The organism is Nostoc sp., from assembly GCF_036916985.1.
In the GTDB taxonomy this organism is placed as follows: domain Bacteria; phylum Cyanobacteriota; class Cyanobacteriia; order Cyanobacteriales; family Nostocaceae; genus Nostoc.
Map to the genome: position 1 here is coordinate 1 of NZ_JBALFD010000042.1, position 26,991 is coordinate 26,991.

Below are 26,991 nucleotides of genomic sequence, written 5' to 3' on the forward strand. Positions count from 1 at the left end.
GGTAGTCCTGATAAGACAGTACGGTTGTGGGATGTGAATGGTCAGCCCATTGGTCAACCCTTTGTCGGGCATGATTCTAGGGTCAATTCAGTGGCGTTTTCCCCTGACGGTCAGCGGATTGTCAGTGGTAGTCCTGATAAGACAGTACGGTTGTGGGATGTGAATGGTCAGCCCATTGGTCAACCCTTTGTCGGGCATGATTCTAGGGTCAATTCAGTGGCATTTTCCCCCGACGGTCAGCGGATTGTCAGTGGCAGTTTTGACAAGACAGTACGGTTGTGGGATGTGAATGGTCAGCCCATTGGTCAACTCTTTGTCGGGCATGATTCTAGGGTCAATTCAGTGGCGTTTTCCCCCGACGGTCAGCGGATTGTCAGTGGCAGTTTTGACAAGACAGTACGGTTGTGGGATGTGAATGGTCAGCCCATTGGTCAACCCTTTGTCGGGCATGATTCTAGGGTCAATTCAGTGGCATTTTCCCCCGACGGTCAGCGGATTGTCAGTGGCAGTAATGACAAGACAGTACGGTTGTGGGATGTTAATGGTCAGCCCATTGGTCAACCCTTTGTCGGGCGTGATTCCCTAGTCTTATCAGTGGCGTTTTCCCCTGACGGTCAGCACATTGTCAGTGGCAGTTTTGACAAGACAGTACGGTTGTGGGATGTTAATGGTCAGCCCATTGGTCAACTCTTTGTCGGGCATGATTCTAGGGTCAATTCAGTGGCGTTTTCCCCCGACGGTCAGCGGATTGTCAGTGGCAGTAATGATGAAACCATCCGTATTTGGGATGCAACTACTGGCGACTGTCTGCGGGTAATTAGCTATAAACTGTGTGCAGGGCTGAATATCACAGGTGTAACAGGGCTAACGTCTGCACAGTCGATAGCATTAAAACTAATGGGAGCGATTGAATAAGCTGATGCACCTCTGCGCTAATCTAGAGGCTATATCTAAATAAAGCCTTATGACACCTGAAGAAATTGCGGGTACGCTCACAGAATTATTTGACACATCGGCTGTTGTAGTCATTGCTCCTGGATCGTGGCAAGTAGATACTTCTACATTTCGGCTGTTGGTGCTGCTTTCCGAAGATAATACTTGGCTGCGAGTTTTACTGCCTATTGTGCCCATCCAAGAAGCCCAACCATTTTTAGAACAGTTCCTAGAAGCTAACTTCGATGACACTCAAGAAGTACGTTACGCTTTGTATGAAGGGGTAATTTGGGGGGTATTTCAACATCACAGTAGCACTTTAGTCAGTGCAGATTTGTCCAATGCAATTAACCGACTTGCATCTCTCTATCAAGCCAGATTAAATAATGTCTTTAATCGACTAATTGAAAGCCGCATCCGGCAAATTATTCAGGTAGCAAAACAACAAGGGCAATCTCTGCAAGCGACGATGCAAAGCTTAGAACGCTTTTACGCAGAAGGAATGATGGGCGAAATCAATCAAACCTCAGAAGGGCGAGAAGAAGTCCTAACTGCTTGGCGGCGTCAGTTAGAACGTTTATGGAATGAAGGTTAATTTTCATTTTTCAGCTTTCATAATTAAACCAATTTACACATATATTTATTTCTCATGGATATCATTGAAATCCTCAAAGAAGACTATCAAAGATTCCCAGTCAATCAAACTTATAATATTTATGCTCCAGATGTTTATTTTCAAGACCCGCTGAATAAATTTCGTGGTGTTAAACGTTACAAAGAAATGATTAACTTTATCCAAACTTGGTTTTTAAATCCCAAGATGGATGTACATAATATTCAACGTTTAGGAGACACAATCAAAACTGAGTGGACACTCAGTTGGAATACTCCTCTCCCTTGGAAGCCAAGGATCTCTATTCCTGGTTGGAGTGAATTAGGTCTTAATTCTGATGGTTTGATTGTCTCCCATATCGATTATTGGAACTGTTCGCGCCTAGATGTGGTGAAGCAACATTTATTTACTTCAAAAAGTTGATTATTATCCCTCTCAAAAAGGGAAGAACTGAAGCAAGACTGAGCCAAGACTTCCAAAAAAGTCCATGAAACTGGGGCTACCAGTACTTACCTTGTCATTTACTGGTGTTTGCAATTCTTTAATAAAAGCTTGGGCTGTTAGTGTACCAGGGTTGTTATTTTGGGATGTAAACAATTTTTCAGCAACTTGAGCATCTTGAAATGCACCTTGTCTATCTAGTATTTGGTAGCGAGCGACACCACGAGCTAAATAAGCACCCGCATATTCTGGTTTAATAGTGATCGCTTGATTAAAATAACTGATTGCTTGCTGTTGGTTGCCTTTTTGCCCTTCTGCTATACCCCAAGCATAAAATTCTTCTGATGAAGCCACTTGTAATGGTATCCCAACTGCACCCTGAAAGTTAGCGCCATTCAGGTAAGCACCATTTAGTTCTGCATTCGCTAAATAAGTATTTCTCAAATCAGCACCAGTCAAATTTGCCCCACTAAATTTAGCTTCGCTCAGGTTAACACCAAATAAACTAGCACCACTCAAGTTTGCACCCCGTAAATCTGCGCCGCTCAAATTTGCACGGCTGAGGTTAGCACCTGTGAGATTAGCACCACTCAAATTTGCTCCAGATAAGTCAGCCAGAACTAAACCTGCATTCGTCAAATCGCAGTTTTGACATTGTTTGGTTGCCAATAACTGTCTAACATGTTCGGAGTTTGCTGCTTGTACCGTTACTGTCAAACTAATAGTGGTTAAAAATGCTGCTGCGCCGATAATTTGGTTTTTCATAATTGTGTAATATTTATTACTCCATACTAAGGTTGACCGAGACGGATTTATACCTCAGCATTATGATATGAGCAATCTCAACAATTTGCCCTCTGTAGTTGTCTATATTACTGATAAATTGGTGATACCTTTACTAGGGAACGCTACGCTAAAGGATTATAGAAAAGTAGTCAAGCTATTAATTGAGCCAATATTAAGACTGATAACCCCGGTAAGGATGGTCAATGAGCGTCATTCGTTAAGAGAAATTATACACTCCACAATAAGTAAAACTGATGTCACAAAATTAAACTCATTGCAAAACATTACTTTCAAGAAAGCATCTGCAACATCCAAATAAACCTCGTCTAACTTGAGAACTGTAGTTTTTTACCAAAATTTTGCGATTGCTTCCTACCCTGCGGGAACGCTAAGAGCGAACGTCGCAATGACACAATAGAATAATTCAAAACTCCGGGTTTCAACATGGACGATGGAGAAGAAAAAATATATTTCGAGACGCCAAAAGCGATCGCCTTTGGCGTCTTATAGAGATAAATACGGCGTCCTTGTTACCTTTAGAAAGTAAAAGTAGTTCTCAATGCACCAATGACAGCATCATTGTTATTACTGTTGTTATCCGGCGAAGTCAACCAAATAATTCCGGGAGTAATGGTAATATTATCGCTCACTTTATACTGGTAGAACGCTTCTAAATGATATGAATTGTTCTTGTCTTTGCCAATTTGGGCGACACTTGAATTTGTCACATAAGGTTCCATACCAACCACAATACCCGCTAGGTTCCCTTTTTTACCAAGGTCGGGGAATCCCAAAGTAACCGCCCAGTTCCAGATATCCAAACTTCCCCGATTAACTCCACTGCCATTGCTTGCCAAAATACGAGTGTTAGTGTAACCAGCCCAACCACCCAAGATAAATTTATCACTCAATTGTAATGATGCTTCTGCACCATAAGAATTACTGGATACTGGTAAATCAGAACCAGAAAATGGAGCTAAATCATTTGGCAAATTGGGATTATTCAGTAAAGCTGAACGCAGGTTAGCACGGTTGCTACCTGTACTACCATTGGCAGTGAAGTCATTATTGTAAGAATTAACGTAAGTCAAACCAAGGGTAAATTTTTCAGTAGGTTTGATAGTTAACTGGGCTATGGCTCCATAAGCACCGTTGAATAAACCACTTTGATTTTGAGGATTAGCAGGATCGTTAGCTAAGTATCCCAAACTTAGTTCTAGATTCTTACTGAATTGGTGCTGAATTCCTAAACCAGCACCATTAACTAGATAGTAAATCGGGTTGCGAGTCCCAAAATGAGAAAGAGCGCCGCTACCACCATCTCCATCTAAGTAAGGGTTTACTGTATTAGTAAAATCATCCGCTGCACCTGCATTTGCTTCAACGATGACATTTGTTTTCTGAGTGAGAGGGAACTGATACAACAGCGCATCGATGGCAACAGCATTGTTGTTGCCATTATCAAAAGTACCACCAGCAAACCGTAAGTCACCTTCTGGTGTAAATGTAGAGTTGCCAGAGAAGGCATTCAGGTTTGTGGCTTGAAGTCGAGTTCTGAGTAAATCTTTACCTGTAAAACTGGTGTCAAAGTTGAGACGGATGCGATCGCCTAAAATAGGATTCCGATTGATTTTTTCTCCCCTAGCATTATCTCCTGAGACAATTCCTGCCACTGCAAAAATAGCTTCACCATTGAGTTTGGTGGTGGTAGAAAACTGATGTGCTTGCAGTTCTGTAGCGCGTGATTCCACCGCATCGACTCGACCGCGTAAGGTTGCTAGTTCGGTGGTAAATTCCTCTTGCAATTTTTGTAATGTGGCTAAATCTTGTTTCTTGACCAAATCATTAGTTGAGGTAGCAATGAGTTCATTGACACGTTCTAGACAAGCATTCAAACCCGCCGCAAATTCATATCGCGTCATCGCTCGATTACCGCGATATGTACTATTGGGATATCCAGCAATACAGCCGTAACGTTCTACTAGTGATTGCAGTGCTTGAAATGCCCAATCAGTAGGCTGCACATCTGATAATTGAGATACGGAGGTAACTTGTGCGACAGCATCATTAGTTGCTGGAGAATCAAGAGATTGCTCGGTCTGGTTACTTCCAGATTTTAATGTAGTGTTATCTGGAGGAGATGCGTTGGCGTAGACCGCCGCAGGCATCGCCAGTGTACTAGAATCAACAGTTGAGGCAACAAGCACAACTAATGTAGCCTGCTGAAGAAAACTCCAGAGAACTTTTGCTTTTGACATTTTATTCCTCACACAAAAAATTAATCAGGACTAGGACACTAAGTAGCTAGGCGTAAATAAATTAAAGTTTGTAAGCTGTTGCGCCTGCAAATTGCATCACAAGCATGATTAGGCAAAACCTGTAAATCCTCTCCCTTGCTCCCTGCACCCTGCTCCCCTGCCGCCTCAATGTGCAAACTATAATCACAACAGCTTAGTGTTCGCGCAGCGTCTCGCAGAGAGGACTTGAGTCCTGATAATTCTTGTTTGGAGCAATGAATCGCTCACTACGAACTAGGATTTTATTTGATGTTTAACTATGCCTACCTACTTAGCTAACAAATACTTAGTGGATTAGACGTAGGTTGGGTGGAGCGGAGCGCAACCCAACAGATATCAGGATGTTGGGTTACGCAAAGCCCATTAGTGTCTACTTTTGCCCAAACCCTTTTAAAATCTGACTTTTCACGGGATCTGGAAAACTTCACTTCCATTCCTCTCTCCTACAAGAAGAGAGGCTTTGAATTCTCCCCATTCCCTTGTAGGGAAGGGGGCTGGGGGGTTAGGTTTTCCACATGACGTGAAAAGTCAGTTTAAAATCTCGTTTCCAGCCTCCGGCTGGAAATACTATTCATTGGGCTGCTGCCGCGAGCGAGTCTTGAGGCGGAGCCTCAACGACGGGCATTCCCAGTATCCGACTGGGAACGAGACAATATCTAAAAGCTGGTTCTAGGCTTGCTTTCACGTTAAGTTGACACTAATACGCAAAGCCTCCACCCAACCGACAATATTTTAGCCTTGACAGCCCACTACATAGATTTCAAAAATCAAATAGTAATCCTAATATTTGGCTCTTAAGGCTTGGCAACACTAGTGACATTCTGGTTAAGAGACGCTAAGGCTGTTAACAATTTCTGTTTATTTGGTGCAGAGGCTTTAAGCCCTGCTTTGAGTTCATCAGATTTATCTTCAATTTCTTTGTAGGCATTGGGAGACTTAACTTTGACTCCATCCTCAACTTTTGACCAAAAATTCTCAAATTTATCAAATTCCCCTTTAGCTTTGGCAAAATTTCCCGCATCAACTGCCGCCTTAGTATTGGTAACAACACCCTCTAAACCTTTAAAATCGGTATTTGCAGTGGGACTAACTGCTGTATCAGCCTTGGTTGTCGCAGTAGGACTAGCAGATGTTTCAGGGCTAGTTGCTGGAGTGGAACTAGGAGATGTTTCGGAGACAGAACTCCCAGCAGGTGGTGTCTGTGCAGTAGGTTCTTCACCCTTACTACATCCAACCAAAGCCATCAGGCTGATTAGAGAGACTATCAGTACAGGATTAAAACGATTCATTATAGACTCCTCATCAAAACTCGTTTTTGTAGACTAGTGCAACACGGCGTAAATAAATCACCCCTGACGCTCGATGACTCGCTCTAAGCGTTGGCGCAGCGTCTCGTAGAGAAGCCATGCCGTTGGCGGAGCCTCTCGTAGAGAAGGCTTTACGCTGCGCTAACGGCAGTTCCTCATGGGGGAAACCCCCATCGCCCTTGGCGTCTCCCCTTGGGAGAAGACCGGACTGCCTCACCATTCAAAATCAATGAGATGCTTACACTGTATTAATTTTGAATTTTTAATTCCGCCTTGCGGTACTAGTATTCACACATTGTACTCACTGTGAACAAAAATATTAGGTAATATTTCTGCCATTCAGATATTAAAGCTACCAAGGTAAAAAACTCGGAAAGAACCGATATTTTCTCTTTCCGAGTTTTTTACCTGCTGTGCTTTACCTTAAGAACAGAGTCTCTAAAAATTCCTCACACCAATTGTTTACTTCGAGTCTTGTCTGACAAGACTCGATTTTTCTCATTTAATTTGCATTTTAGGCGATATTGAGCCTACATTGTATTGTTTGGTAAAAGTTTCTACTGACTGGAGAATTACTATGAAACGTTCATTTCGTAAGTATCATCGAATCTTTGGCATTATCTTATCTGTGCCACTTGTTTTAACTGTATTGACTGGGATGTTAGTAACCTTTGTCCGTGAGTGGTCTATTGGTATAGGAGTTCCAGCTAGCTTCCTCTTAAGTATCCATACAGGCGAAATTTTTCATCTTGAAAAAATCTACCCAATTTTGAACGGATTAGGACTTCTGGGATTGTTGGCAACAGGATTAAGTATGTCTGGTTTATTTGGTAAAAGGACTCGGCAAAATCCCAAGAATTAAACTAAGATGCTAATGGCAAATGTACCTGAAAGCAGCTACCAACATCGACTTCACTGGTGACGGTAATATCTCCTCCATGAGTTCTAGCGATCGCATCGGCAATAGCTAATCCCAAACCTAAGCCTCCCTCTCGCTGGCTTCTGGCTTGATCTGCCCTCCAAAAGCGATTAAAAATTAGCGGAATATGTTCTGGAGCAATACCAATACCAGTATCCTGAACATTTATTGCTACTAACCGCTCAAGTTTAATCAAAGAAACTATGACAGTTCCTCCTTTCGGTGTATAGTGCAAGGCATTTTGCAATAGATTAGAAAATAATCGCTTTAATTGAATAGCTTCACCTTTGATAAAAACTTCGGTTGATATTTCTGACTTCAGAATAATTTCCTGAGATACTGCTTCCTGTTCCCAAAAATCCACCAAATCTTCTAATAGTTCATCTAGAGGAATACTTATCCATGTAATCAGTTGATTTTGATTACTGGTGACTGCATCAGTTCGAGCTAATAAAAGTAAATCTTCTACTAATTGAGTCATTTGATTGCTTGCAGATGAGATTGCTTCCAATTTATTCAAATTAGCTGGATGAATTCTATCTGGATAATTCATGATGACTTCAACAGAAGTTTTAATGATTGTTAAAGGACTACGTAACTCGTGGGAAGCATCGGCAGTGAACTGTTTTAATTGCTGAATACTTTGCTCAATTGGCCGTAAAGATTGTCTTGTTAGCCACCAACCACCTAAACCACTAAGAATTATTACAATTAGTCCTCCTAACTCAAATCCCCATAAAAGTCTGTCTAGTTCTTCTTCTAGTTCTTCTGTAGATTCACTTACCCGTACATATCCTTGAAGTTTTTTGCTGATACTTAAGCTATGCAGATAAACAGGAATAGTAATGCTGCGGATTTTATTATGTTGGGTGATGTCAAAATTAGCAGTAAATGGTATCTGAGAAATAGTGGTTCCCGCTTTAGCTAATAACTGACCATTAGCATCAAACCATTCTACTCCTTGATGATTTTCACGTAAATCTTGCCAAGGAATATCTAAATCTCCATCATCATCATTATCTAAAATTCGAGGAATTCTAGTATTAACTGCTTTTTTGTCCACTGGCGCTGCTATTAAGTTGTGAGAAGCTGCATTTGCTAAATTGATAATTTCGCTATCTAATTTTTGATAGAGATTGTAAGATAAAAAATGGTAGACAACTGTAGTAGAAGTTCCCCAAATTGTTACCATTACACCTAAATATGAAAATAAAATCCGCCTGCCTAAAGTCTGAAGCATCAATTTAAAAAGTTTGTTTTAGTCGATAGCCTAAACCGTATACTGTCTCAATAAAATCAATATTAGCTCCAGCTAATTTTAACTTTTGTCTTAAACTCCGAATGTGAACTTTTATTGTTTCTTCTCCTGGTGGTTCTTCAAAAGACCAAAGATGTCTCAGAATTTCATTTCGATTAAATACTTGATGGCTATGGCGTAAAAATAATTCCAAAATTCTATATTCTTTGGGAGTAAGATGTACTGGTTTTTCATTATATGTTACTTCATAAGTATTTGGATCTAAACGCAATTGTTCCCACTCAAATACAGAGGGTAAAATAGTAATTCCTCGCCTTAATAAAGCCCGAATACGAGCCATTAATTCTTGTAAATCAAAGGGTTTGACCACATAATCATCTGCTCCTGCATCTAACCCAATTACTTTGTCTGTGCTAGTATCTTTGGCAGTTAGCAATAGAATAGGTATCGAGCATCCTTCTTGTCTTAGTTGTCTGCACAAAGTTATACCATCTAACTTTGGTAGCATCAAATCTAACACGATTAAGTCATAAGGAAAGGTTTTGGTAAACTCCCATCCTATTTGACCATCACTAGCAATATCAACAAGATAATTTTGGTCAATTAGTACTTCTGCAAGTGCTTTTGCAATCCGATATTCATCTTCAATTAAAAGAATTTTTATCACAGTTTTGTCTTGTTAGTACCACAATTATTGTTTTACTTACCAATTTATAAAAAAGGGACAGTGCTATGCCAATGACGTGAAAAATCAGGCTTAACACTAGTACAACACGGTGTAAATAAACCACCCATTCCAAATCAATGAAATGCTTGCGTTGTATTCATTTTGAATTTTGTTAGCGCAGCGTAAAGCCTTCTCTACGAGAGGCTCCGCCAACGGCATGGCTTCTCTACGAGAGGCTGCGTACCCTTGCAGGGAAGCAAGCTACGCTTTTAGCATCTCGTAGAGAGCGTCATTTTGAATTCCGCCTTGCGGTACTAGCTTATTGACAATGATAAAGTTCATATTCGTAGCCATCTACACTTGGTAAAGATTGAGTATCAGATATAACGCATGTTTTGACGGCTTCTGCAACGGGGGCGTGAAAGTTTACCACCCATAAGTCAAAAGGTCGTGGTAATTTATTTAAAGTATTTTCTAGAGCTATGGTGGAAGTATTGGGGTATTGGTCTTGATGGGCAAGGAGAAATAGAGGTTTTTGAAGTGAATTGCCAAGTTTAATCTCTCTAGCTACCCCCATCATTTCCCCAGTGTGTACATAAGTTTTGTGGGTAGTGGCAATCAGTATTGGCACTGGGGATATTTGTTGAATTAGTTGCACAAATAGGTCAGGGCGATAATATTTTTGATAGCCGAGATTGCAGAATACTGTAACTGCACTCAAAAGTCCCATTGACCAAATTAATATTACGGCTTTTTTGCCATTTATTCCCCATCTACCAATGGTTTTGATGCCATTTTTCTCTAGTTCTCTTCCCAGCAATTCATTGGGAGGATGCCAACAAGCTGCTAGACTTGCGCCTAGTAAAATAACGATCGCAGGGAAGTAAACAAAGTTATAACGAGCGCCTCTGGTTAGATCGATGCCCAAAAAGTAGGTAAAGATAAAGAATAAAGCGATCGCACTGATGGTGACTCCGATAAACACCTGGATCATAATTCGGTTTTCTGGGTGCTGTAGTTGAATCTTGATCCCACGTAACAAAATTGGTACTGCCCAAATAAAGAAAGTCAGCATTACCACTCCAGAAGGAATCACAACCAATAGCTGTGAAGATTCCACTGGTAATAGGCAAATCATGGCAATCAATGTTCCCAAAGCCTGAAAAATTGGGCTTAACCAATCTAGTCCAACGCGCGAACCTCGAATCCACTCGGTCAAAACACCACGATTTTTATTCTCTAATAAGATTGGTATCCAAATTAAACCCGCGACAGAAGTACCTATAGCAACGGCATAGATGCGCCGCCAGGTAGGAGAGAAGAGGAGAGAAAATTTGCTGCTAGTTTGCAATTGAAGCCAAGCAAGAAAAATTAAAACTATCGCTTCTGTACAGAGAGTGAGGGTGAAGAAATAATGAGTCGCAATACCTAAAGCATTAATTCCTACCCACAACAGTGCTATCCAGATGGGTAAAGGTGTGCGGTTTTGAATATGACGTGTGGCAATTACTAAGCAGGTGAGGGAACCAATTACCCATAAGATTGCCAAAGTGTAATGACGCGCTTCTTGTGCTAAAAATACGCCGTAGGGTGATACTGCCATCATGGCAGCAGCCAAATGTCCGACTAATGATGAACGAAACGCTACTCTAGCTAAGAAGTAAATACATGGAATGGAGGCAGCGCCGAGGATTGCTGGTAATAATCGCGCACCAAATAGCGAGACTAATCCCCCGTCGCTCTTAAATAATTTCATCCACAGATAAGCCAGCACAAAATACAGTGGTGGATGGTTATCTTGTGTAGCTAAGTTATGAACAACATCACCAATACTAGCCGTTGGGTTTATTTGTAGTGGTTGCAATAAGGTATCAGGTGCGATCGCTCGATCTAAGGGTACTCCTAAAAAAGTATTTCCCAAGCTAAACACCAAGGTGGAAAACTCATCAGTCCAAGGAGGCTTTGCTGTCAAGTTGGCTAGACGCAAGCTGAGGCCGATGAGCAACCACATTAAGTTCAGCAAAGAGTGAACCCAGAAAGGAGGAAGTCGAGCCTGCCAATTTTGCCAATGCTTGTATTGCGAGCCATGTTTGGCAGAGGCAAGTAGCAACGAGATAATTTTTCTGTAAAAATAAAATGCACCTGGGAAAAAAACTCTCATTGCTGGGCCTCACACGAATGGATTTGTAGATTTGACGCTAAAGATTGAAGTTCGTTCTAAAATCTAAAAACAAAAATCAAAATCTCAAATCCCTCGTTGTGATTATTTCACGTCGGTGACACGCCAGCTAAGTTTTAAATTAATCCAGAAATTCCAGATAGTAGCAACTGCGATCGCAATAAAGTTGGCAATATAACGGTTATGAATAAGAAAATTGAATACCAAATTCAAGATCAGTACATTCAATACCAGTCCAGCCAGGCAAATAGCGTTGAATTTCAAAAACCGCTTCAGGCGTTGACGCCATCCTTGCTGTCTGGCGCTGACATCAGCAAATGTCCAAGCGTCATTCCAGAAGAAATTATTTAAAATTGCAATCTCACCGGCAACAATTTTGCTGCGTGTCAGTGGCCAAGCCAAGGTAGTGGGATCGCTGAGTAAGTAAAGTATTGCCATATCCACAAAGACGCCACTAAAGCCAACTAATCCAAAACGCAGAAATCGACTAACGGGGAAATTAACTTTTTTACTCAACCGTCCGACTCGCCCTGTGGAAAGCCGCAACCGTACTAAGTGGTGGATGTAATCTATATATTGCTTCCATGTCACCTTACTTTCGCCCTCTTTGCGTTCGCGGAACACATACCCAACTTCGGCAACTTGGTCTACATTCCCCCGGCCGATTACTTCTAGGAGAATTTTGTATCCGACTGGATTGAGTGTTGCATTGGCGATCGCACTCCGACGCACCATAAAATAACCACTCATGGGGTCGGAAACTCTGCCCAGTACCCCCGGTAAGATCACCAAGCCTAACAACTGAGCGCCACGAGATAAGAAACGCCTCACGACACTCCAGCTACTAACACCGCCTCCTTCCACATGACGGCTAGCTACAGCTAAATCTGCTCCCTGCTCAACACTACGCAACAATTGCGTCAGCACCTCTGGCGGATGCTGCAAATCTCCATCAATTACCCCCAACACATTCCCCGTCGCAGCTTGCCACCCACGAATCACCGCTGACGATAGCCCCCGTTCCTGTTGGCGTCGCATCACCCGCAACAGGGGGTATTCTGGCATCAAGGATTGCGCTATTTCCCAAGTTCGATCTGGGCTGTCATCGTCTACCACTATTAGTTCATAGTTTCCTGGAATAGATTCATCTAGTAACTGACTCAATATGCTAACTACATTCTTGATGTTGTCACGCTCTTTATAAGTGGGAATTACTAGAGAAAGCTCGATAGATTCACCACTTGTACCCACATCGTTAAGAGGTAACTCTGAAATCTTTAGTGGGCCAGTTGGCACTGTTAACAGCGAGTTGGATGAGTTTGTCTTCATGTTCCAAATTGCAGAACGAGGATGTGTAAAGTCCGTGGAAAATAGAGCCAAACATCTGCTGACTTTATTGACCACACTCAGTCCTGAGTCCTGAGTTATGTTAGCGATAGCGGGGCGTTTAGCCCGTGCTGAGGAAGTAAAAAAACTACTCATCACTTATGTACTTGGTACAAGCCCCGCCCGATGTTAAGCGAAATCTTCTTACGCAATAGAAGGTTGATACCCCACCCGCAAGTGGTGTGGTCTTTTAACTCAGCACTCAGTACTCAGCACTCAGCACTCTTCATTGAATCTAGTTACTCAAAACTTGAGGAATACTTTTGTTACAGTTAACTGTTCTGAAATTTTAGTAATTCCCGCACTTCAATTCACAGTATTTTCTCAAATTTAATCTAAATTTTGCATTCTACTACTAATTTTTATGGTATTATTTTCCCAGTTACATATTTTTACATACAAATAATGTACCATTAAGTAAACTAAGTCAACAAATATACACCTAATCCAGCAAATTTTTATAATCTTTTCATACTAATATGGGTAATATCAATTAAATATGAAGTATCGTTAATGTTGGTAACATACTTCTACATTTTTATTGTTAATAATTTGATCGAGAAATGATTTGTCATGAAATAATTTTTGGTTGATATTACAAAACGCGCAAATTCCAATGACATCAGCTTGTTATATCTGCAAAAAAATTACTTATTGATGTAGTAAATATTGAATTAATCAAATCCCACAAAATAGAGAAATATTCAAGTAGCTTTTTGTGAAATAGTGATAGCGATTTCTCAACCGTAAAAGCAACTGTAGGATTCCTGTGTGATGTTGTAAAAAAAGAGCTACTCCAAAAAGTAAGAGGCAATTATGAAAGTAGACATATACAGATATTCCGCTTTCGTAATATCTATCAAAGTTTAATGAACTAAAAAACAAACTCAATCAAAACGAACTATTTAATAAATAAGTATACTATTTAGGAGATATTGGATTGCAAATATGTCAAAAGTAGCACCATAAATCCCCCAATAGGGCATTGCAAAAAAGAGAAAAATTTTGTTTGTTATTAAAGTGATGTGTAGCTTTATTGCTTGTTTTGAGTAAATTAACATCTTAAGAATACAGGGTAAATCATGCATATTCCTGATGGATTTGTTTCTATACCAGTGGCAGGGGCTACTGGTTTAGCGAGTGCGGCAGCGCTGTTTATTGCCTTCGGGCGATCGCAAGAAGCCTTTGGTAGCCGTCGTGCGCCCATATTGGGACTAACCACCGCCTTCATTTTTGCCGCCCAGATGATCAATTTTCCGGTAGCAGGCGGTACTAGTGGTCACTTGTTAGGGGGAACCTTAGCGGCGATCGTTTTGGGCAGTCCTTGGGCAGCAACTTTAGCCATGTCAACAGTTTTCGTGATTCAGGCAGTTCTATTTGCCGATGGTGGCATCACTGCACTGGGGGCAAATATTTTGAACATGGGGTTGGTCGGGATCTGGGTTGGTTGGTTGTTATACCAACCACTACAGCGACTACTAGGAGGTTCTAGAGGACGCTTACCTTTGGCAGCCGGCATTGCAGCGGCGATTAGTGTCGTTGCAGCGTCCATTGCATGTGCTATTGAGTTAGCCATTTCTGGAACAATACCCTTGAACATCGGTTTGCCAGCAATGGCAGGTGTCCATATTTTGATTGGGATTGGCGAAGGATTGATTACAGGGGGCGTGTTAAGTTATCTTGTCAAAGTCCGACCCGACCTCTTGCCAGGAGAACAGCCGCAATTACAGAAGTGGTTAGTACCAGTGGTGAGCATTTTCTTAATTGCTGGTGTGCTATCGCTGTTTGCCTCAACTTGGCCTGACGGATTAGATTCAGTAGCCGAAAAATACCGCTTCAAAGACAAAGAAGCCCCAGTAGTTGAAATTCCTACTCCTTTGGCTGATTACAAGGTCAAGGGCTTAGATGGGAAAATTAGCACCAGCATTGCTGGACTTCTGGGATCTGGGGTTTGCTTTGCTGTTGCCTTTGGCATTGCCAACGTGGTGAAACCGAAGAATGCTTAAACTTTCCTTGCCGCTACGCTTGCAACTGTCTCTAGTGATTGTGGTGGGAGCAGCTTTATTAAAGCATTATGCCTGGTATGAACTAAGTATATATGGCGCGATCGCACTTTTATGGGCTTGGTTATTGCGCGTACCAATTCGCCAATTAGGAGGATTACTTGGCACAGAATTGATTTTTTTGTCATTGCTGGCCTTGCCCTTGGGATGGGAGCGAGCTAGTTTTTTGCTGGTTCGTTCGCTGATTTGTCTGGTTACAATGAATAGTTTTTTGTTGACCTTACCGCCTCACAGTTTCGGTATTGCCCTTAAAAGTTTACCCGTACCAGCACCTTTAAAAGAAAACTTGTTGTTAGCTGGGCAATATATGGAAATTTTGCTCTCAGAAGTAACTCGGATGCGGCGCAGCGCCCAATTACGCGGTTTGACTGGAACAGGGGGATGGTTGCGTTATGCCAGTGCTGCCATGATTGGAGCTTTATATCTCCGTAGTTTGGATAGGGGAGAGCGAGTCTACGCGGCAATGGTAGCTCGTGGTTACAACGGACAATTACCCATAGATTCTACCCTCAGACCAAAAGAACGTTTTGCCCTGTTACTAGCTTGGGCGATCGCTGCTGTTGTCACCCTAACTTCTTACAAAATTTAACCCACTCCTCATAGACGCGATTCATCGCGTCTCTACTGTCCACTCCCTTACATAGGTGAATTTTGAAATCTTTGACTTCCAATTCCCAAACATCAACCAGTAACCCCTATACAGCTGTAGTGGAGGTTGAGAACCTGGTGTATGCATATTCCCAGCAGGAGCCAGTATTACAACAAATTTCTTTTACCTTAAACAAAGGCGATCGCGTAGCATTGATGGGAGCAACAGGTTCGGGGAAAAGCACCTTATTGGAGAACCTAATTGGCTTAAAGCAACCGCAATCTGGGAAAATTACGATTAATGGTATTCCCGTAGAACCGCAAACCTTACCCCAAGTGCGTCGTCAAATTGGTTTTAGCTTCCAAGATGCCAACGACCAATTATTTATGCCGACCATCTTAGAAGATATTACCTTTGGGCCACGTAACTATGGTATATCAGCAGCAGAGGCAAGCGATCGCGCCCGACAGTTATTAGCTGATTTTGGTCTAGAAGCCTACGCCAATCGTTCCGCACATGAACTTTCTGGTGGACAAAGACGCCTAGCCGCCCTAGCCTCGATTTTAGCCCTAGAACCGACAATTCTAATTTTGGATGAACCAACCAACGGTCTAGATCCAGCATGGCGGCGTCATTTGGCGCAAGTATTGTTCAAATTACCCGTGCAGGCGATCTTAATTGCCTCCCACGATCTACATTGGTTAGGTAGAGTTACTCAACGCGCTTTGGTGTTATCTGGTGGCCGCATTCAAATAGACAGCGACATTGAACCACTTTTGCAGAATGGTGCTACTTTAGACCAGTTGGGTTTGCCGATAGATTGGTGATTTGGGCATTGAAAAGAGGCAGAGGTGCGGGGGGCGGAGGGGAAAACTTTTCTCCCCTACTCCCTTGCTTCTTCCCCAATCCCCAGTCCCCAATCCCCTCATTTACTCATAATATTGGATACTATATTCTCTGTTTTATTGCTCTTGGGGTGTTAATGTCTGTTTTACATAAATATACTGTTCTTGCTCCTGTTAGCCTGAGCATTGCTTTGTTCGTTACTAGTTGCAGCGAAAATAAAGTCTCGCAGTGTCAGCGACTAATTCGAGTTGTAAATGCCGGAACCTCTCTGATTGATAAAAATAAAGGAACCCAAGTCATAACCAGCATACAGCTATCTAAAGATTTAGAATTTGTGACTAAATCCATTGCGGAACTGAAATTAACAGATCCGAAGCTGAAAGAATTTCAAAGCGGTTTTGTCAAGATTTTTCAAAATCTCAGTCAAGCGATCGCTATTGCAGGTAGGGCGCTTGGTGCAACCAAAACAGCAGAAGCATCCGCATCTGGCAGAGAAAAAATCCAAAAGGCTAGAGCCGAAATTGATTCAACACTGACAACAGCAGCTACAACTGTTGGCAAACAATCAGATACGTTAGTGAATGAAATGAATAAGTATTGTAATCAGCCTGAATAATTTATCTTGGGGATTGGGGACTGGGGACTGGGGATTGGGTATTGGGTATTGGGTATTGGGGAATTAGATTAAATGTTAGGGTTCAAATAATTTTTTCCAGTCCCTAGTCCCCAATCCCCAATCCCCAGTCCCTAGTCCCCATCCACAGTAACTTTTATCACTAGTTTTTTTAAAAATTTCCTGATATACACCAACTTTTTTTGTCAAAAGAAATATTGGTGCAAGTCAAATGAAATACCATGAGTGATATTAGTCTACTGATAGCGGGTGTGCTAGGAACAGCCCCAATATCTGCGCTCAATTTACCACAACAGCCTACAAATACGTCAGATAATCTGGTGCAGCAGTCAACACAAGAAAATTTGTCTGAAGTTGTCTCACCTGCTGAAATTACACCACCTGAATTTGTGCAACCAGATATAACTACTTCATCAGCTATAAAAAACAAGTACGAAAATATACTTAAAAAAAGTAGAGGAAAAATTCAATTTATCAGTTCTCCTAATTTACCTGAATTAAAAGATACTCAACCTGTAACAGAAGTTGCACAGAACCAGAAAAACACAGAAGAATTTTCCCAACCTCCCCATCCCTCAGACTCAGACAATCGAATGTCTCAAGTCACTTCAGTATCGCAACTCCAAGATGTGCAACCCTCTGATTGGGCTTTTGGTGCTTTGCAGTCTTTAGTAGAACGCTATGGCTGCATTGCTGGATACCCAGATGGGACTTATCTGGGGAATCGTAGCATCAGCCGTTATGAATTTGCGGCTGGTTTAGATGCTTGCTTAGAGAAGATTAACGATGCGATGCCTGCGGCGGGCTACGCCTACGCTAACAATAAAGTTAATACTGTTAATAACGAAGATTTAGTCTTGCTGCAAAGGTTGCAAGGCGAATTCAAAGCCGAGTTGCAGCAATTACAGCAGCGTATCAAGGTTGTGGAAAATCACAATGGTGAATTACAACGTAATCAGTTTTCCACAACTACCAGATTATTTGGTCAAGCTATTTTTAGTGTTCAGGGAACCAATAGCCCCGGTGTGGATTTATTTCCTAGAGATGGAGTACCTGAACGTCAGGGAAAAACTAATCTGACTTTTACAAGTAGCGCCCAACTCACCTTAGCAACTTCATTTACAGGGCGAGATTTGCTGTTAACTGGGCTATCTGCTGGTAATTTGGGTTCTAATGCCTCGTTGCTATCTAACAATATGGGGCGGCTGGGTTTCGAGTCTAATACAAACAACAATCTAGCTATTAGCGATTTATCTTATCGATTTCTTCTCTCGGATAACTTGGGAATTGTCGTAGGTACGGCGGGAGTCAACCCCATCAACACCTTTCGCGGTATTAGCCCTCTAGAAGGTTCTAGCGACGGTGCAATTTCTCTATTTGGTCAGCGAAACCCGATTTTAAGTATTGGTAACGGTAGTGCTGGTATAGGCTTTGATTGGCAGATTAGCGATCGCATCAGTTTGCAAGGCGTTTATAGTGCAGAAATAGCCAATTTTCCGGGCGATATCAACCAAGGCGGATTATTTGGCGGTAGATTTACTGCTGGCGCTCAGTTAAGTTTAGCACCCACTAATAACCTCGATATCGGCGTACATTATCTTTATTCCCATTCCCCAGATGGCTTATTAGCAAGTGGTATTGGCGATTCTCAACTGATTTCGCCTTTTGCAGATCCGACAGCTTTCAATACCCAAGCAATTGGTGCTACCGTTGCTTGGCGAATAAACCCTAACTTGCAATTGGGTGGTTGGGGTGGCTTTACTTCCTCCAAACCATTAAACCTTCCTGGAAGTGTGGAAACCACCAACTGGATGGTATTTGCGGCTTTTCCCAATTTGCTGCGCTCTGGGAATTTAGGAGGCGTTCTCGTCGGACAACCGCCCAAAATTACTTCGAGTAGTTTACCCGAAGGCTTTAATTTTCCCAACTTTTCAGATGGCGGAACAGCAGGCGGACGTAGTGACACATCAATTCACGTAGAAGTTTTTTACCGCGCCCAACTCAGCGACAATATCGCTTTGACTCCAGGTTTATTTGTCATTTTCAATCCCGATCACAATGCTGCTAACGATGCATTGGTAGTTGGGGCATTAAGAGCAACTTTCCGGTTCTAATTTCGTACTGATGTAAATGTAATAAAATGCGCTATTTACATACTGACTAACTCAGTATTAGATGCTTTCGTTCTTCAGTGGAAGCAAGAAAAAATCGTGTGTAAACATATACGTATTTTTTTTGTAAATAATTAAAGGAGCAAATTTTTCATGAAATTAGATTCATTAACTCATCGCACTGGGAAAAATATCGGCGACAGATGGATTTACACAACCCAGACGCAGAAGGTAATTCCCAATCCCAAATCTAAGTTGTGCTGGAAGCGTACCAAAGATGCAGCCCAAAATCCAAAATTGCATCAGTTGGGTTGTGCAGTTGTTACCAAAAGCTGTTTAGCCGCAGTCTTCATCGGTTTAGGTGGAACAAGTGCTTCGGCTCAAATCACAATTCAAAGCACTGGCACATTATCAGGCACTATCCAACTTCCCAGCATTAATCCTAATTTCAATGGCAGCACTACTCGTGTTGATACAGACAACACGGGGACTTACTCTCGGAACTTAGGTACTAATAATAATCCTAATTACGTTCCTGTATACAAGTCAGACTATGTGAAGGTACAAACACGCTCTGATGGTAGTCTGCATTATTTTGTTGACTTTAAAGGCATTCCAATTGTCTCCTTTAATGGCGTTCTGACTTCGCCGATTCTCTCTGGCGGTGAGTTGACACCTTATAAATACCAGGGAAGATTGGCAGGAACCATATTTCAAGGAGTAGTTCAGGATGAATTTAATCTCACAAAAGCCTTATACACTGGAATTGTTACCGATCCCAAGACTGGAAACCAGTATCAGGGCACTTTTGAAGTGAGTGGATATGGAGTCCGATATAGCGATCGCAATGGTGGAGCAACCCCCACAGTTTTTGATTTCAAGTCAGATATCCCAGGTTCGCCAAAGGTAACTTCTTTGGAAATGACTAACTCTCCCCTGGCAAGAATACAAATCAAAGTACCTGCAACTGCAACTCTCATAACTCCTACACCAACTACTGGTAGTGGTAGTACAACCACTCCCCCACCAGTAATTAGCGGTGGTAGTACACCCACTCCCCCGCCAGTAATTGATGGTAGTGCGATCGCTCCTACGCCTGTAGTTAATGATGGTAGTGCGATCGCTACCTCGACACCTGCAACCTACACATCTGGGACTAATTCTCCATCGCTCTCTACTACACCTAATATGGAATTGAGTAGTGGTAATTCCTTAGAAGTTAATCAAGTAGTTGTCAACCCTGCAACCCTTACTGAAGCTGTTTGTTCACAGGATTCTGCCAAGAGTTGTGCAATATCCACTTCACCTAAACAAGCGATCGGTCCTCGTAGTCGAGTGCTACTGCGTTAATTAGGGACTTTCAAATAAAAAAATCCAACTACTTATTGTGGGGTGGGCGTCTCGCCCGCCCTTAAACAAAAGCTGACTTGACAAAAACTTTGGCTGCTTCTGGCACTCTATCAGGGCAAAATGAAATTAGTATAATAGCCAAGACAAGGGCAACATTGTAATTAAAAAAGTCCATCAAAACATATTCCTGGCATTTTTGTCGCTGAGACTTCCTTTCGGTGGTAGATTTTCCCCTGATGATTTTCTGGCTATACTAGGGCTTAAGCTGATTGATAAATTTCGTGCCCCAGCATGAAACATACAAAAAACTCCCAGTTTTGGATATATACCAGTGTACATTTACTTTTAACTGACACAAAAATCATATCTGATGTTGGAGGAAATTAATTTTTTTAGTGTCTACAAAAACTCGATCAATCAATTACTAAGCTTAACACTAACACTACAAAGTGAATCTACATTAATTAAACATATTCCGAGTAAGCACCTATGAAAGAAGAATTGATAGCCAGAGTTTTGCATGTCTTGCGAATTAATATGAGTTGGATGACTTGGAATTTGTTTCTGGCTTTTATACCTTTGGCTTTAAGTGTGTGGCTATTTCGCATGAGGCGCGGTGGCACTTGGCTTTGGTGGCTAGGATTCTTAGTTTTCTATGCTTTCTTACCAAATGCACCGTATTTGTTGACTGATGTAATTCACTTGATAAATGATATCCGCATGATTCAGTCAGTGTGGATAATTACTTTAGTACTTATTCCTGTCTATTTCCTAGTAATTCTAGGTGGATTTGAAGCTTATGTAATATCGTTAATTAATTGGGGTCACTACTTACATCGCATCGGTAAAAGTCAATGGATTTGGCGCGTTGAGTTGATTACCCATTTTCTCTGTGCTATTGGCGTCTATTGGGGAAGATTTCTGCGTTTCAACAGTTGGGATTTTATTACTCAACCCGATGCCGTAATTACCAAAGGTGTTGAGGAAATTCTCGGTAAACAGCCATTGGTGATTATTGCTATCAGTTTTGTGATCCTTGTTGGACTGTACTGGATCATGAAACGAGTCACTTTGGGTTTTATCAGGCAACCAAAAGATGTATATCCTCTCAATACACAATCAGCCGATACTAACACCCCAAATGCTGGATGAGTAACTATGTTAAAGCAGGCTTAATACGAAAATTGGTTTATGGTCGCACGGTTAACTACATTTGCCTTCTCACACCCACTCTAAATGCTCTACTAGAAGTCTGTGAGTGTTAGACAAGAAGAAGCAAATACACATTTACGGATTCAGGAGACCGAATTTTGAACAGGCTGCAACGATTAACCCTTAACGGATTCAAGTCTATTAAGACAATGGATCTTGAGTTGCGTCCCTTAAATATCTTGATTGGAGCAAACGGAGTCGGCAAAAGCAATCTCATCTCGTTCTTCAAGATGCTTAATGAGATGATGGCTGGACGCTTCCAACAATATATCGGTATGTCGGGGCGTGCCCAGTCCATTTTACACTTTGGAGCAAAAATAACTCCTCAAATAGAAGCAAAATTGGAGTTTGAAGTCGAGAACGGGGTAGATACATATAATCTGCGGTTATTCCATGCTGCTGGTGATACCCTAATCTTTGCCGAAGAGACATTGAGTTTTTTGCAAACGGGTAGGACATCCCCAAGGATTGACCAGTTGGGTGCAGGACATCAGGAAACAAAAATTAGTGCAGCAGCAGACGAAGGTAAACAAACAGCTAAGACGCTTAAATATTTGCTTGATCGTTGCCGTGTATATCACTTTCACGATACATCTTCTACGGCGGCAGTGCGGCAATCCTGTTACGTAGGTGATAATCGGTGGCTCATGCCTGATGCCGGAAATTTAGCTGCATTACTTCTGAAATTCCACCAAGACAATATTTCAGCTTATCAACGTATCGTTGGAACAATCCGTTTGATTGCACCATTTTTCCATGACTTTGTTCTTGAGCCAGATGCATCTAATCGCGTCATTCTGAACTGGCAAGAAAAGGAGTCAGATAGTGTGTTTGGACCCCATCAATTTTCAGATGGCACTTTACGCGCTATATGTCTTGTAACACTGCTTTTACAGCCAGAAGATAAACTACCAGAACTTATCGTTGTTGATGAGCCAGAACTAGGTCTTCACCCCTATGCTCTAAATATTGTGGCTGGCTTGTTTAGTAAAGCTTCAGTCTATACGCAAATTCTCATTAGCACCCAATCTAGCTCCTTCTTGGATAATTTTGATCCTGAAGATGTAATTGCGGTAAACCGAGAGGGCAAGGAGTCGCAATTTAAGCGGCTCAATCCCACAGTATTAGAAACTTGGCTCGAAGAGTACAGTCTGGGAGAAGTCTGGGAGAAAAATATCATTGGGGGAGGACCACATTAATGATGCGCCTTTACCTATTTGCTGAAGGACAAACCGAACAGACATTCGCCGACACTTTGATAAAACCGCACTTAGCTCAACATGAAGTATTTATGCACTCCCCTCGGCTAATCGCTCACGCCAGAAAAAAGGGGAAGGTGCATCGCGGTGGTGGACGCAATTATGCGCCAATGAAAAACGATATTCTGCGATCGCTCAAGGAAGATAGTAATTCTGATGTATTCTTTACTACTATGATTGATTTATATGCTATCCATCCTGATTTTCCCGGATTAGCTGAGTCTGAGAGTTTGCGCCAAAATCCTATAAGGCGAGTTGAATTTCTAGAGCAACGCTTTGCAGAGGATATAAGTGATCGCCGATTTATTCCGTACATTCAATTACATGAATACGAAGCATATCTTTTTGCCGATCCAACGTGCTTTGAATATCTTGATGCTCGTCGTACAAAAGAGATTGAGGCTCTTAAGGTGATCGCTAATCAATATGAGACACCTGAGTTAATCAACGACGGACAGGATACAGCTCCCAGTAAACGCATCATCGCTCAGTTTCCTGATTATGGAAGAGCAAAGTCTGCTTTTGGATCGCAGTTGGCTGAACGAATTGGACTAGAAGTAATTCGGAGCAGATGTCCCCACTTCAACACATGGCTGTCACGCCTAGAATCATTGAATCACTTTTAACTAATGCAGTTTTCGTCGTGCTGCTGCTAAAATTAGGCGTTGTTCAGCACGAGCGATCGCCTGATATGTTCGCTCTACTGCTTCCGGTTCCACAGAAATGGAAGTAATGCCCCATTCCACTAACTGATCGATAATTTCTGGATAAAGGGCTGGTGCTTGACCGCAGATTGAACAAGGTATACCAGCACTTTCAGCCATTTGGATTAGTTGTGCGATCGCCTTCATCACAGCCGGATGACGTTCATTAAATACTTTTGCTAGCTGTCCTTGTTCTCGATCTACTCCTAGCAATAATTGGGTCAGGTCGTTTGTACCAATGGAAATTCCGGCTGCGCCTGCTTTCACATATTCCGGCAGCAAAAACAGTACGCTTGGCACTTCCGCCATCATCCACAATTGAAACTCCGACACCTCAGTTAAAAAAGCTTGCTCAACTTTGCGACGGCAAAAGATAAATTCTTCTACAGTCCGCACAAAGGGTAATAGTAGGTTGACATTGGTGTAACCAGCTTGCTGTACACTCGCTAAAGCTTGCAGTTCTAACTCAAACACTGCGGGATTTCGTAAATAGCTGAAAGTGCCACGTTCACCCAACATCGACTGGGGCGAAGATTCTAAATTATCACTCAATGATGGTAAATCGTGCGATCGCCAATCTAAAGAACGATAAAAAACTGGTCTTGGCGCAAAAGCACGGGCAAACTGCATAATCTGGTCTGACCATAGCTCTAGTAATTCTGCCTGACGCCCGCCTAAAATCCAACTATTAGGATGTTGCCCAGACAATATATTTAATACCATCAATTCTGAGCGCAACAATCCCACCCCATCCACAGGCAAGCTTTGCACTTGTTCTATTAAAGTGGATTGACTCAAGTTAACCAGCAATTGGGTAGCAATCATAGGTAGATGAGACGTAACAGCAGGATGGGATACTTTTGGGCTGGGGTGATGGGAGGAAAGAAGATTTTCTTCTTTTCCTTTGTCCATCTCCTCCTTTGAGTCTCCTTTGATGCGATAAACTTCTCCTCTGTCACCATCAAGCAACAGTCGTTCACCAGTTTGAATTAAAGTTGTAGCAGATGTGGCGTTTACTACGGCGGCGATACTTAATTCTCTAGCCAGAATTGCCGCGTGGCTGGTTAATCCCCCTTGTTCTGTGATAACACCAGCAACTTGTTGCAATAATGGCAACCAATCAGGTGTAACTGTTGGTACTACTAAAATCACTCCCTTGGGTAGTTGTTCGGGTTTCTGTTGAGAATTAATAATTACCACGGCATTGGCTACAACACGTCCCCCTGCTGCCCCTAGTCCCCGAATGAAGTGTAAGTGGGGAATTACAGATTGGGAAGGACTAACTTGTGTGATGTAGAGCTTGCTAGATGTAGGTTGTTGAGCAATAGTCCATTTAATGGTGAAGGTTTTACCTAGTTCACTCACCAGTTGAGTTCCCAGAGCAATTATTTGTTGTAAGTATTCTTCTTGTAAAGCGTACTGTTTTTGCTGGGCTTCTTGAAGTAAATAGGTAGTCAGACAAGTGTGATTTGTTGTTAGCACTGAATTCGCCACAGGTTGCGAAAAAGCTCCAGGCGCGGCATTATCAACACTATAAGCGAGCATTTTATTACCCAGTTGTTGCTCAAGTACAACCCCAGTTTCCGGTTGAATGTAGTAAACATCTGGCTGTACTTCGCCAAGAGCGATCGCAATTCCTAATCCCCAAGTAGCTTCAATTTCCCACCCAGAGGGGTCGGCTGTGAGCAAGCCACTGGCGATCGCATTTTCAACAGGTTGCACCAAAATGGCAAGATTAATTTGTTGCAGATTAATTCCTGAGTGCTGCCAATATAAAAGACTCCGGGCGCGAAATATCTGGCTCCAAGTACGCTTTAAAGCTGAAGCGATCGCTTCTGGTTCGCACTGGCAAAATACCGACTCCAGTAAACCAGATATATTCTTCATCCCTGGAGTAGTAGTTGATACTGCCAAAGTCGGTCGAAGAATCAAACAGCCAGTTTGCCATTCTCTAGCTGCTTGGAAAATATTACTGACCCACTGCTGTGGTACAGTCGCAGTCAGAATTTCTTGGCGCAAGCGGCTAGCCACCTGCTGAAGTTGACGCCAATTAGTAACATCCAGGTGTAACGAAGAATGGGGTAAGTCAGCCACTAATGACTCTGAACTATTGAGATTTTCGAGAAATTGGCGCAAAATTTCTGCCGAAACGACAAAACCAGGCACCACCGGATAGCCACGCTGGATAATTTTGCTCAAGTAAAACGCTTTGTCACCTACTTTGGAGCGGTCTTGTAGTTTAATTTGGTCTAGCCAGTAGAGTTTATCCACTCAATTTGTTAGTTGTCAATTGTCTATTTGTAGCCACAGCCATTTCTTCCTGGTATGTTATCAGCCGTTAATCCACTGACTCCTAAATCAGTGCTGAATACTGTACGGTTTCATCTTTAATTATTGAGTGTATGGGTTAAATCTAGCAATTTAAGGTAAATTATTGAGTGTTAGTTATTTTAAATAACCAAAAAACTATTTAATAAACTTAAAAGTTGTGTAGTTTGCCCAAATTATGATATTGGCGATAATTTGGCAATGCAAACCTCCATTGATTCAATAAAACAATACGTTATTAGGAAATAATTCTAATAATGTAAAATGCTAGTTCGCAGTTTAAAAAGTATTCCTGAATTGATAGAGTCCAAATAAGTTGCATTAAACTCCATTAAAAAAAGATTAGAGTCTTTTGTACTATTTGTATAAAAGGATTACCATTTAACCTAGTATATAAGATTATCTATATCAAACTTAAGCATTGCCAAACACTTACTACGTTGCAACTAATGATTGGCTGAATATCAGCTTCCGGCTATGCGTTGCATTGCTTATTGGAGCAATAATCGGCTTAGAACGCCAAATTAGGCGCAAACCAGCCGGTTTAAGAACTCATATACTGGTGAGTTTAGGTTCAGCCATGTTTACCTTGACAATCATGCAAACAGGAGGATTGCAAGGTAGTCCTGATGCACTTAGCCGCGTCATCCAGGGGATTGCAGCTGGTGTAGGATTTCTCGGAGCGGGAGAAATTGTCCGCCAATCATCCCAAGAATCACAGCAACTTGAAATTCACGGACTCACCTCAGCAGCAGCTATTTGGGTCTCAGCTGCATTGGGAATTGCTGCCGGCTGTGGTTTATGGCAGTTAGGATTGATTGGCGCTCTCTTGACTTTTTTGGTTCTCAACGTTTTTAAAAGGTTAGAAAAACACCATTAGATAGACCTTTTGCAAAAATATTTTTGCAAAAGGGTGAGAAAGGGAAAAGGGAAAGGGTTTTTTATGAGTCCCTTTCCCCACTTGTGCAACAAGTCCATTGAAGAATAATGCAGAATTTAGAATTCAGACGCTCTCTAGTTCGCGCAGCGTATCTCAGAAAGACGCTGTGCTATCAGCTTTTTAGGTCAGAATATTCAACATAATTCTGACTCATGAATTCTGTTTCGAT

General features: G+C 41.9%; 22 protein-coding genes. 14 read left to right on the plus strand and 8 right to left on the minus strand.

Annotation, left to right across the window (positions count from 1 at the left end):
- From V7L07_RS15140 to V7L07_RS15150, 3 genes are all read left to right on the plus strand, one after another.
- Positions 1-915 (plus strand): WD40 repeat domain-containing protein (locus V7L07_RS15140; RefSeq protein WP_335059105.1); only part of this gene is annotated, 915 nt, incomplete at its 5' end.
- Positions 916-964: 49 nt separating this feature from the next.
- Positions 965-1,528 carry a hypothetical protein gene (locus tag V7L07_RS15145; protein ID WP_335059107.1) on the plus strand — a complete coding sequence of 188 codons (564 nt, stop codon included), beginning with the start codon at positions 965-967 and terminating at the stop codon, positions 1,526-1,528.
- A gap of 54 nt (positions 1,529-1,582) precedes the next feature.
- On the plus strand, positions 1,583-1,969 hold the full coding sequence (locus V7L07_RS15150) for a DUF2358 domain-containing protein (RefSeq protein ID WP_335059109.1): 387 nt from the start codon (positions 1,583-1,585) through the stop codon (positions 1,967-1,969).
- Between the two features lie 12 nt (positions 1,970-1,981).
- On the opposite strand, the gene V7L07_RS15155 is transcribed toward V7L07_RS15150, so the two are convergent.
- The 3 genes from V7L07_RS15155 to V7L07_RS15165 all read right to left on the minus strand — a co-directional run bounded on the left by V7L07_RS15155 (position 1,982) and on the right by V7L07_RS15165 (position 6,359).
- Positions 1,982-2,752: a pentapeptide repeat-containing protein gene (locus V7L07_RS15155; RefSeq protein ID WP_335059111.1), complete on the minus strand. Its 771-nt coding sequence runs from the start codon at positions 2,750-2,752 to the stop codon at positions 1,982-1,984.
- Between the two features lie 557 nt (positions 2,753-3,309).
- Positions 3,310-5,031, minus strand: a complete 1,722-nt coding sequence (locus V7L07_RS15160) for an iron uptake porin (protein WP_335059113.1) — start codon at positions 5,029-5,031, stop codon at positions 3,310-3,312.
- Between the two features lie 833 nt (positions 5,032-5,864).
- Complete coding sequence (locus V7L07_RS15165) at positions 5,865-6,359, minus strand: DUF4363 domain-containing protein (RefSeq protein WP_335059114.1); 495 nt, start codon at positions 6,357-6,359, stop codon at positions 5,865-5,867.
- Between the two features lie 595 nt (positions 6,360-6,954).
- Here V7L07_RS15165 and V7L07_RS15170 point away from each other — a divergent pair.
- The gene (locus tag V7L07_RS15170; protein ID WP_335059116.1) at positions 6,955-7,239 is read left to right on the plus strand and encodes a peptidase; all 285 of its coding nucleotides are present in this window, start codon (positions 6,955-6,957) and stop codon (positions 7,237-7,239) included.
- Between the two features lies 1 nt (position 7,240).
- Here V7L07_RS15170 and V7L07_RS15175 read toward each other — a convergent pair whose 3' ends face one another.
- The 4 genes from V7L07_RS15175 to V7L07_RS15190 form a co-directional block, all read right to left on the minus strand.
- Positions 7,241-8,536, minus strand: a complete 1,296-nt coding sequence (locus V7L07_RS15175) for a sensor histidine kinase (protein WP_335059118.1) — start codon at positions 8,534-8,536, stop codon at positions 7,241-7,243.
- Positions 8,537-8,540: 4 nt separating this feature from the next.
- The gene (locus tag V7L07_RS15180) at positions 8,541-9,221 is read right to left on the minus strand and encodes a response regulator transcription factor (protein ID WP_335059120.1); all 681 of its coding nucleotides are present in this window, start codon (positions 9,219-9,221) and stop codon (positions 8,541-8,543) included.
- A gap of 319 nt (positions 9,222-9,540) precedes the next feature.
- Entirely contained in the window at positions 9,541-11,232 is a 1,692-nt protein-coding gene (locus V7L07_RS15185) for a glycosyltransferase family 39 protein (protein ID WP_335059249.1), read from the minus strand.
- A gap of 252 nt (positions 11,233-11,484) precedes the next feature.
- Positions 11,485-12,729, minus strand: coding sequence for a glycosyltransferase (locus tag V7L07_RS15190; protein WP_335059251.1), 1,245 nt, complete (start codon positions 12,727-12,729; stop codon positions 11,485-11,487).
- A gap of 1,139 nt (positions 12,730-13,868) precedes the next feature.
- Between V7L07_RS15190 and V7L07_RS15195 the strand changes: the two genes are divergently transcribed.
- The 9 genes from V7L07_RS15195 (at position 13,869) to V7L07_RS15235 (ending at position 23,476) form a co-directional block, all read left to right on the plus strand.
- Positions 13,869-14,792 (plus strand): energy-coupling factor ABC transporter permease, encoded by a 924-nt coding sequence (locus tag V7L07_RS15195; RefSeq protein ID WP_335059122.1) that lies wholly within the window; start codon positions 13,869-13,871, stop codon positions 14,790-14,792.
- Positions 14,785-15,438 carry an energy-coupling factor transporter transmembrane component T family protein gene (locus V7L07_RS15200; RefSeq protein ID WP_335059124.1) on the plus strand — a complete coding sequence of 218 codons (654 nt, stop codon included), beginning with the start codon at positions 14,785-14,787 and terminating at the stop codon, positions 15,436-15,438. Before V7L07_RS15195 ends, V7L07_RS15200 begins: the two co-directional genes overlap by 8 nt.
- Positions 15,439-15,500: 62 nt before the next feature.
- Positions 15,501-16,265 (plus strand): energy-coupling factor ABC transporter ATP-binding protein, encoded by a 765-nt coding sequence (locus tag V7L07_RS15205; protein WP_335059126.1) that lies wholly within the window; start codon positions 15,501-15,503, stop codon positions 16,263-16,265.
- Between the two features lie 155 nt (positions 16,266-16,420).
- Positions 16,421-16,900, plus strand: coding sequence for a hypothetical protein (locus tag V7L07_RS15210; protein ID WP_335059128.1), 480 nt, complete (start codon positions 16,421-16,423; stop codon positions 16,898-16,900).
- A gap of 239 nt (positions 16,901-17,139) precedes the next feature.
- Positions 17,140-19,032, plus strand: a complete 1,893-nt coding sequence (locus V7L07_RS15215; RefSeq protein WP_335059130.1) for an iron uptake porin — start codon at positions 17,140-17,142, stop codon at positions 19,030-19,032.
- Positions 19,033-19,182: 150 nt separating this feature from the next.
- Positions 19,183-20,379 (plus strand): hypothetical protein, encoded by a 1,197-nt coding sequence (locus V7L07_RS15220; RefSeq protein WP_335059132.1) that lies wholly within the window; start codon positions 19,183-19,185, stop codon positions 20,377-20,379.
- Positions 20,380-20,868: 489 nt separating this feature from the next.
- A complete protein-coding gene (locus tag V7L07_RS15225) occupies positions 20,869-21,531 on the plus strand; it encodes a DUF1361 domain-containing protein (RefSeq protein WP_335059134.1) in 663 nt (220 codons plus the stop codon).
- Between the two features lie 158 nt (positions 21,532-21,689).
- Complete coding sequence (locus tag V7L07_RS15230) at positions 21,690-22,790, plus strand: AAA family ATPase (RefSeq protein WP_335059137.1); 1,101 nt, start codon at positions 21,690-21,692, stop codon at positions 22,788-22,790.
- Positions 22,790-23,476: a DUF4276 family protein gene (locus V7L07_RS15235; protein ID WP_335059139.1), complete on the plus strand. Its 687-nt coding sequence runs from the start codon at positions 22,790-22,792 to the stop codon at positions 23,474-23,476. Before V7L07_RS15230 ends, V7L07_RS15235 begins: the two co-directional genes overlap by 1 nt.
- On the opposite strand, the gene V7L07_RS15240 is transcribed toward V7L07_RS15235, so the two are convergent.
- Positions 23,477-25,825, minus strand: a complete 2,349-nt coding sequence (locus V7L07_RS15240; RefSeq protein ID WP_335059141.1) for a putative PEP-binding protein — start codon at positions 25,823-25,825, stop codon at positions 23,477-23,479.
- A gap of 478 nt (positions 25,826-26,303) precedes the next feature.
- Here V7L07_RS15240 and V7L07_RS15245 point away from each other — a divergent pair, with 478 nt between their 5' ends.
- On the plus strand, positions 26,304-26,762 hold the full coding sequence (locus V7L07_RS15245; RefSeq protein WP_335059143.1) for an MgtC/SapB family protein: 459 nt from the start codon (positions 26,304-26,306) through the stop codon (positions 26,760-26,762).
- Positions 26,763-26,991: the final 229 nt, after the last annotated feature.

Coding starts and splice junctions, on each gene's coding strand:
- V7L07_RS15210 (WP_335059128.1), top strand. CDS start 16,421: ATGTCTGTTTTACATAAATATACTGTTCTTGCTCCTGTTAGCCTGAGC.
- V7L07_RS15165 (WP_335059114.1), bottom strand. CDS start 6,359: ATGAATCGTTTTAATCCTGTACTGATAGTCTCTCTAATCAGCCTGATG.
- V7L07_RS15235 (WP_335059139.1), top strand. CDS start 22,790: ATGATGCGCCTTTACCTATTTGCTGAAGGACAAACCGAACAGACATTC.
- V7L07_RS15175 (WP_335059118.1), bottom strand. CDS start 8,536: ATGCTTCAGACTTTAGGCAGGCGGATTTTATTTTCATATTTAGGTGTA.
- V7L07_RS15225 (WP_335059134.1), top strand. CDS start 20,869: ATGAAAGAAGAATTGATAGCCAGAGTTTTGCATGTCTTGCGAATTAAT.
- V7L07_RS15170 (WP_335059116.1), top strand. CDS start 6,955: ATGAAACGTTCATTTCGTAAGTATCATCGAATCTTTGGCATTATCTTA.
- V7L07_RS15155 (WP_335059111.1), bottom strand. CDS start 2,752: ATGAAAAACCAAATTATCGGCGCAGCAGCATTTTTAACCACTATTAGT.
- V7L07_RS15215 (WP_335059130.1), top strand. CDS start 17,140: ATGAGTGATATTAGTCTACTGATAGCGGGTGTGCTAGGAACAGCCCCA.
- V7L07_RS15160 (WP_335059113.1), bottom strand. CDS start 5,031: ATGTCAAAAGCAAAAGTTCTCTGGAGTTTTCTTCAGCAGGCTACATTA.
- V7L07_RS15220 (WP_335059132.1), top strand. CDS start 19,183: ATGAAATTAGATTCATTAACTCATCGCACTGGGAAAAATATCGGCGAC.
- V7L07_RS15190 (WP_335059251.1), bottom strand. CDS start 12,729: ATGAAGACAAACTCATCCAACTCGCTGTTAACAGTGCCAACTGGCCCA.
- V7L07_RS15145 (WP_335059107.1), top strand. CDS start 965: ATGACACCTGAAGAAATTGCGGGTACGCTCACAGAATTATTTGACACA.
- V7L07_RS15195 (WP_335059122.1), top strand. CDS start 13,869: ATGCATATTCCTGATGGATTTGTTTCTATACCAGTGGCAGGGGCTACT.
- V7L07_RS15185 (WP_335059249.1), bottom strand. CDS start 11,232: ATGTGGTTGCTCATCGGCCTCAGCTTGCGTCTAGCCAACTTGACAGCA.
- V7L07_RS15200 (WP_335059124.1), top strand. CDS start 14,785: ATGCTTAAACTTTCCTTGCCGCTACGCTTGCAACTGTCTCTAGTGATT.
- V7L07_RS15150 (WP_335059109.1), top strand. CDS start 1,583: ATGGATATCATTGAAATCCTCAAAGAAGACTATCAAAGATTCCCAGTC.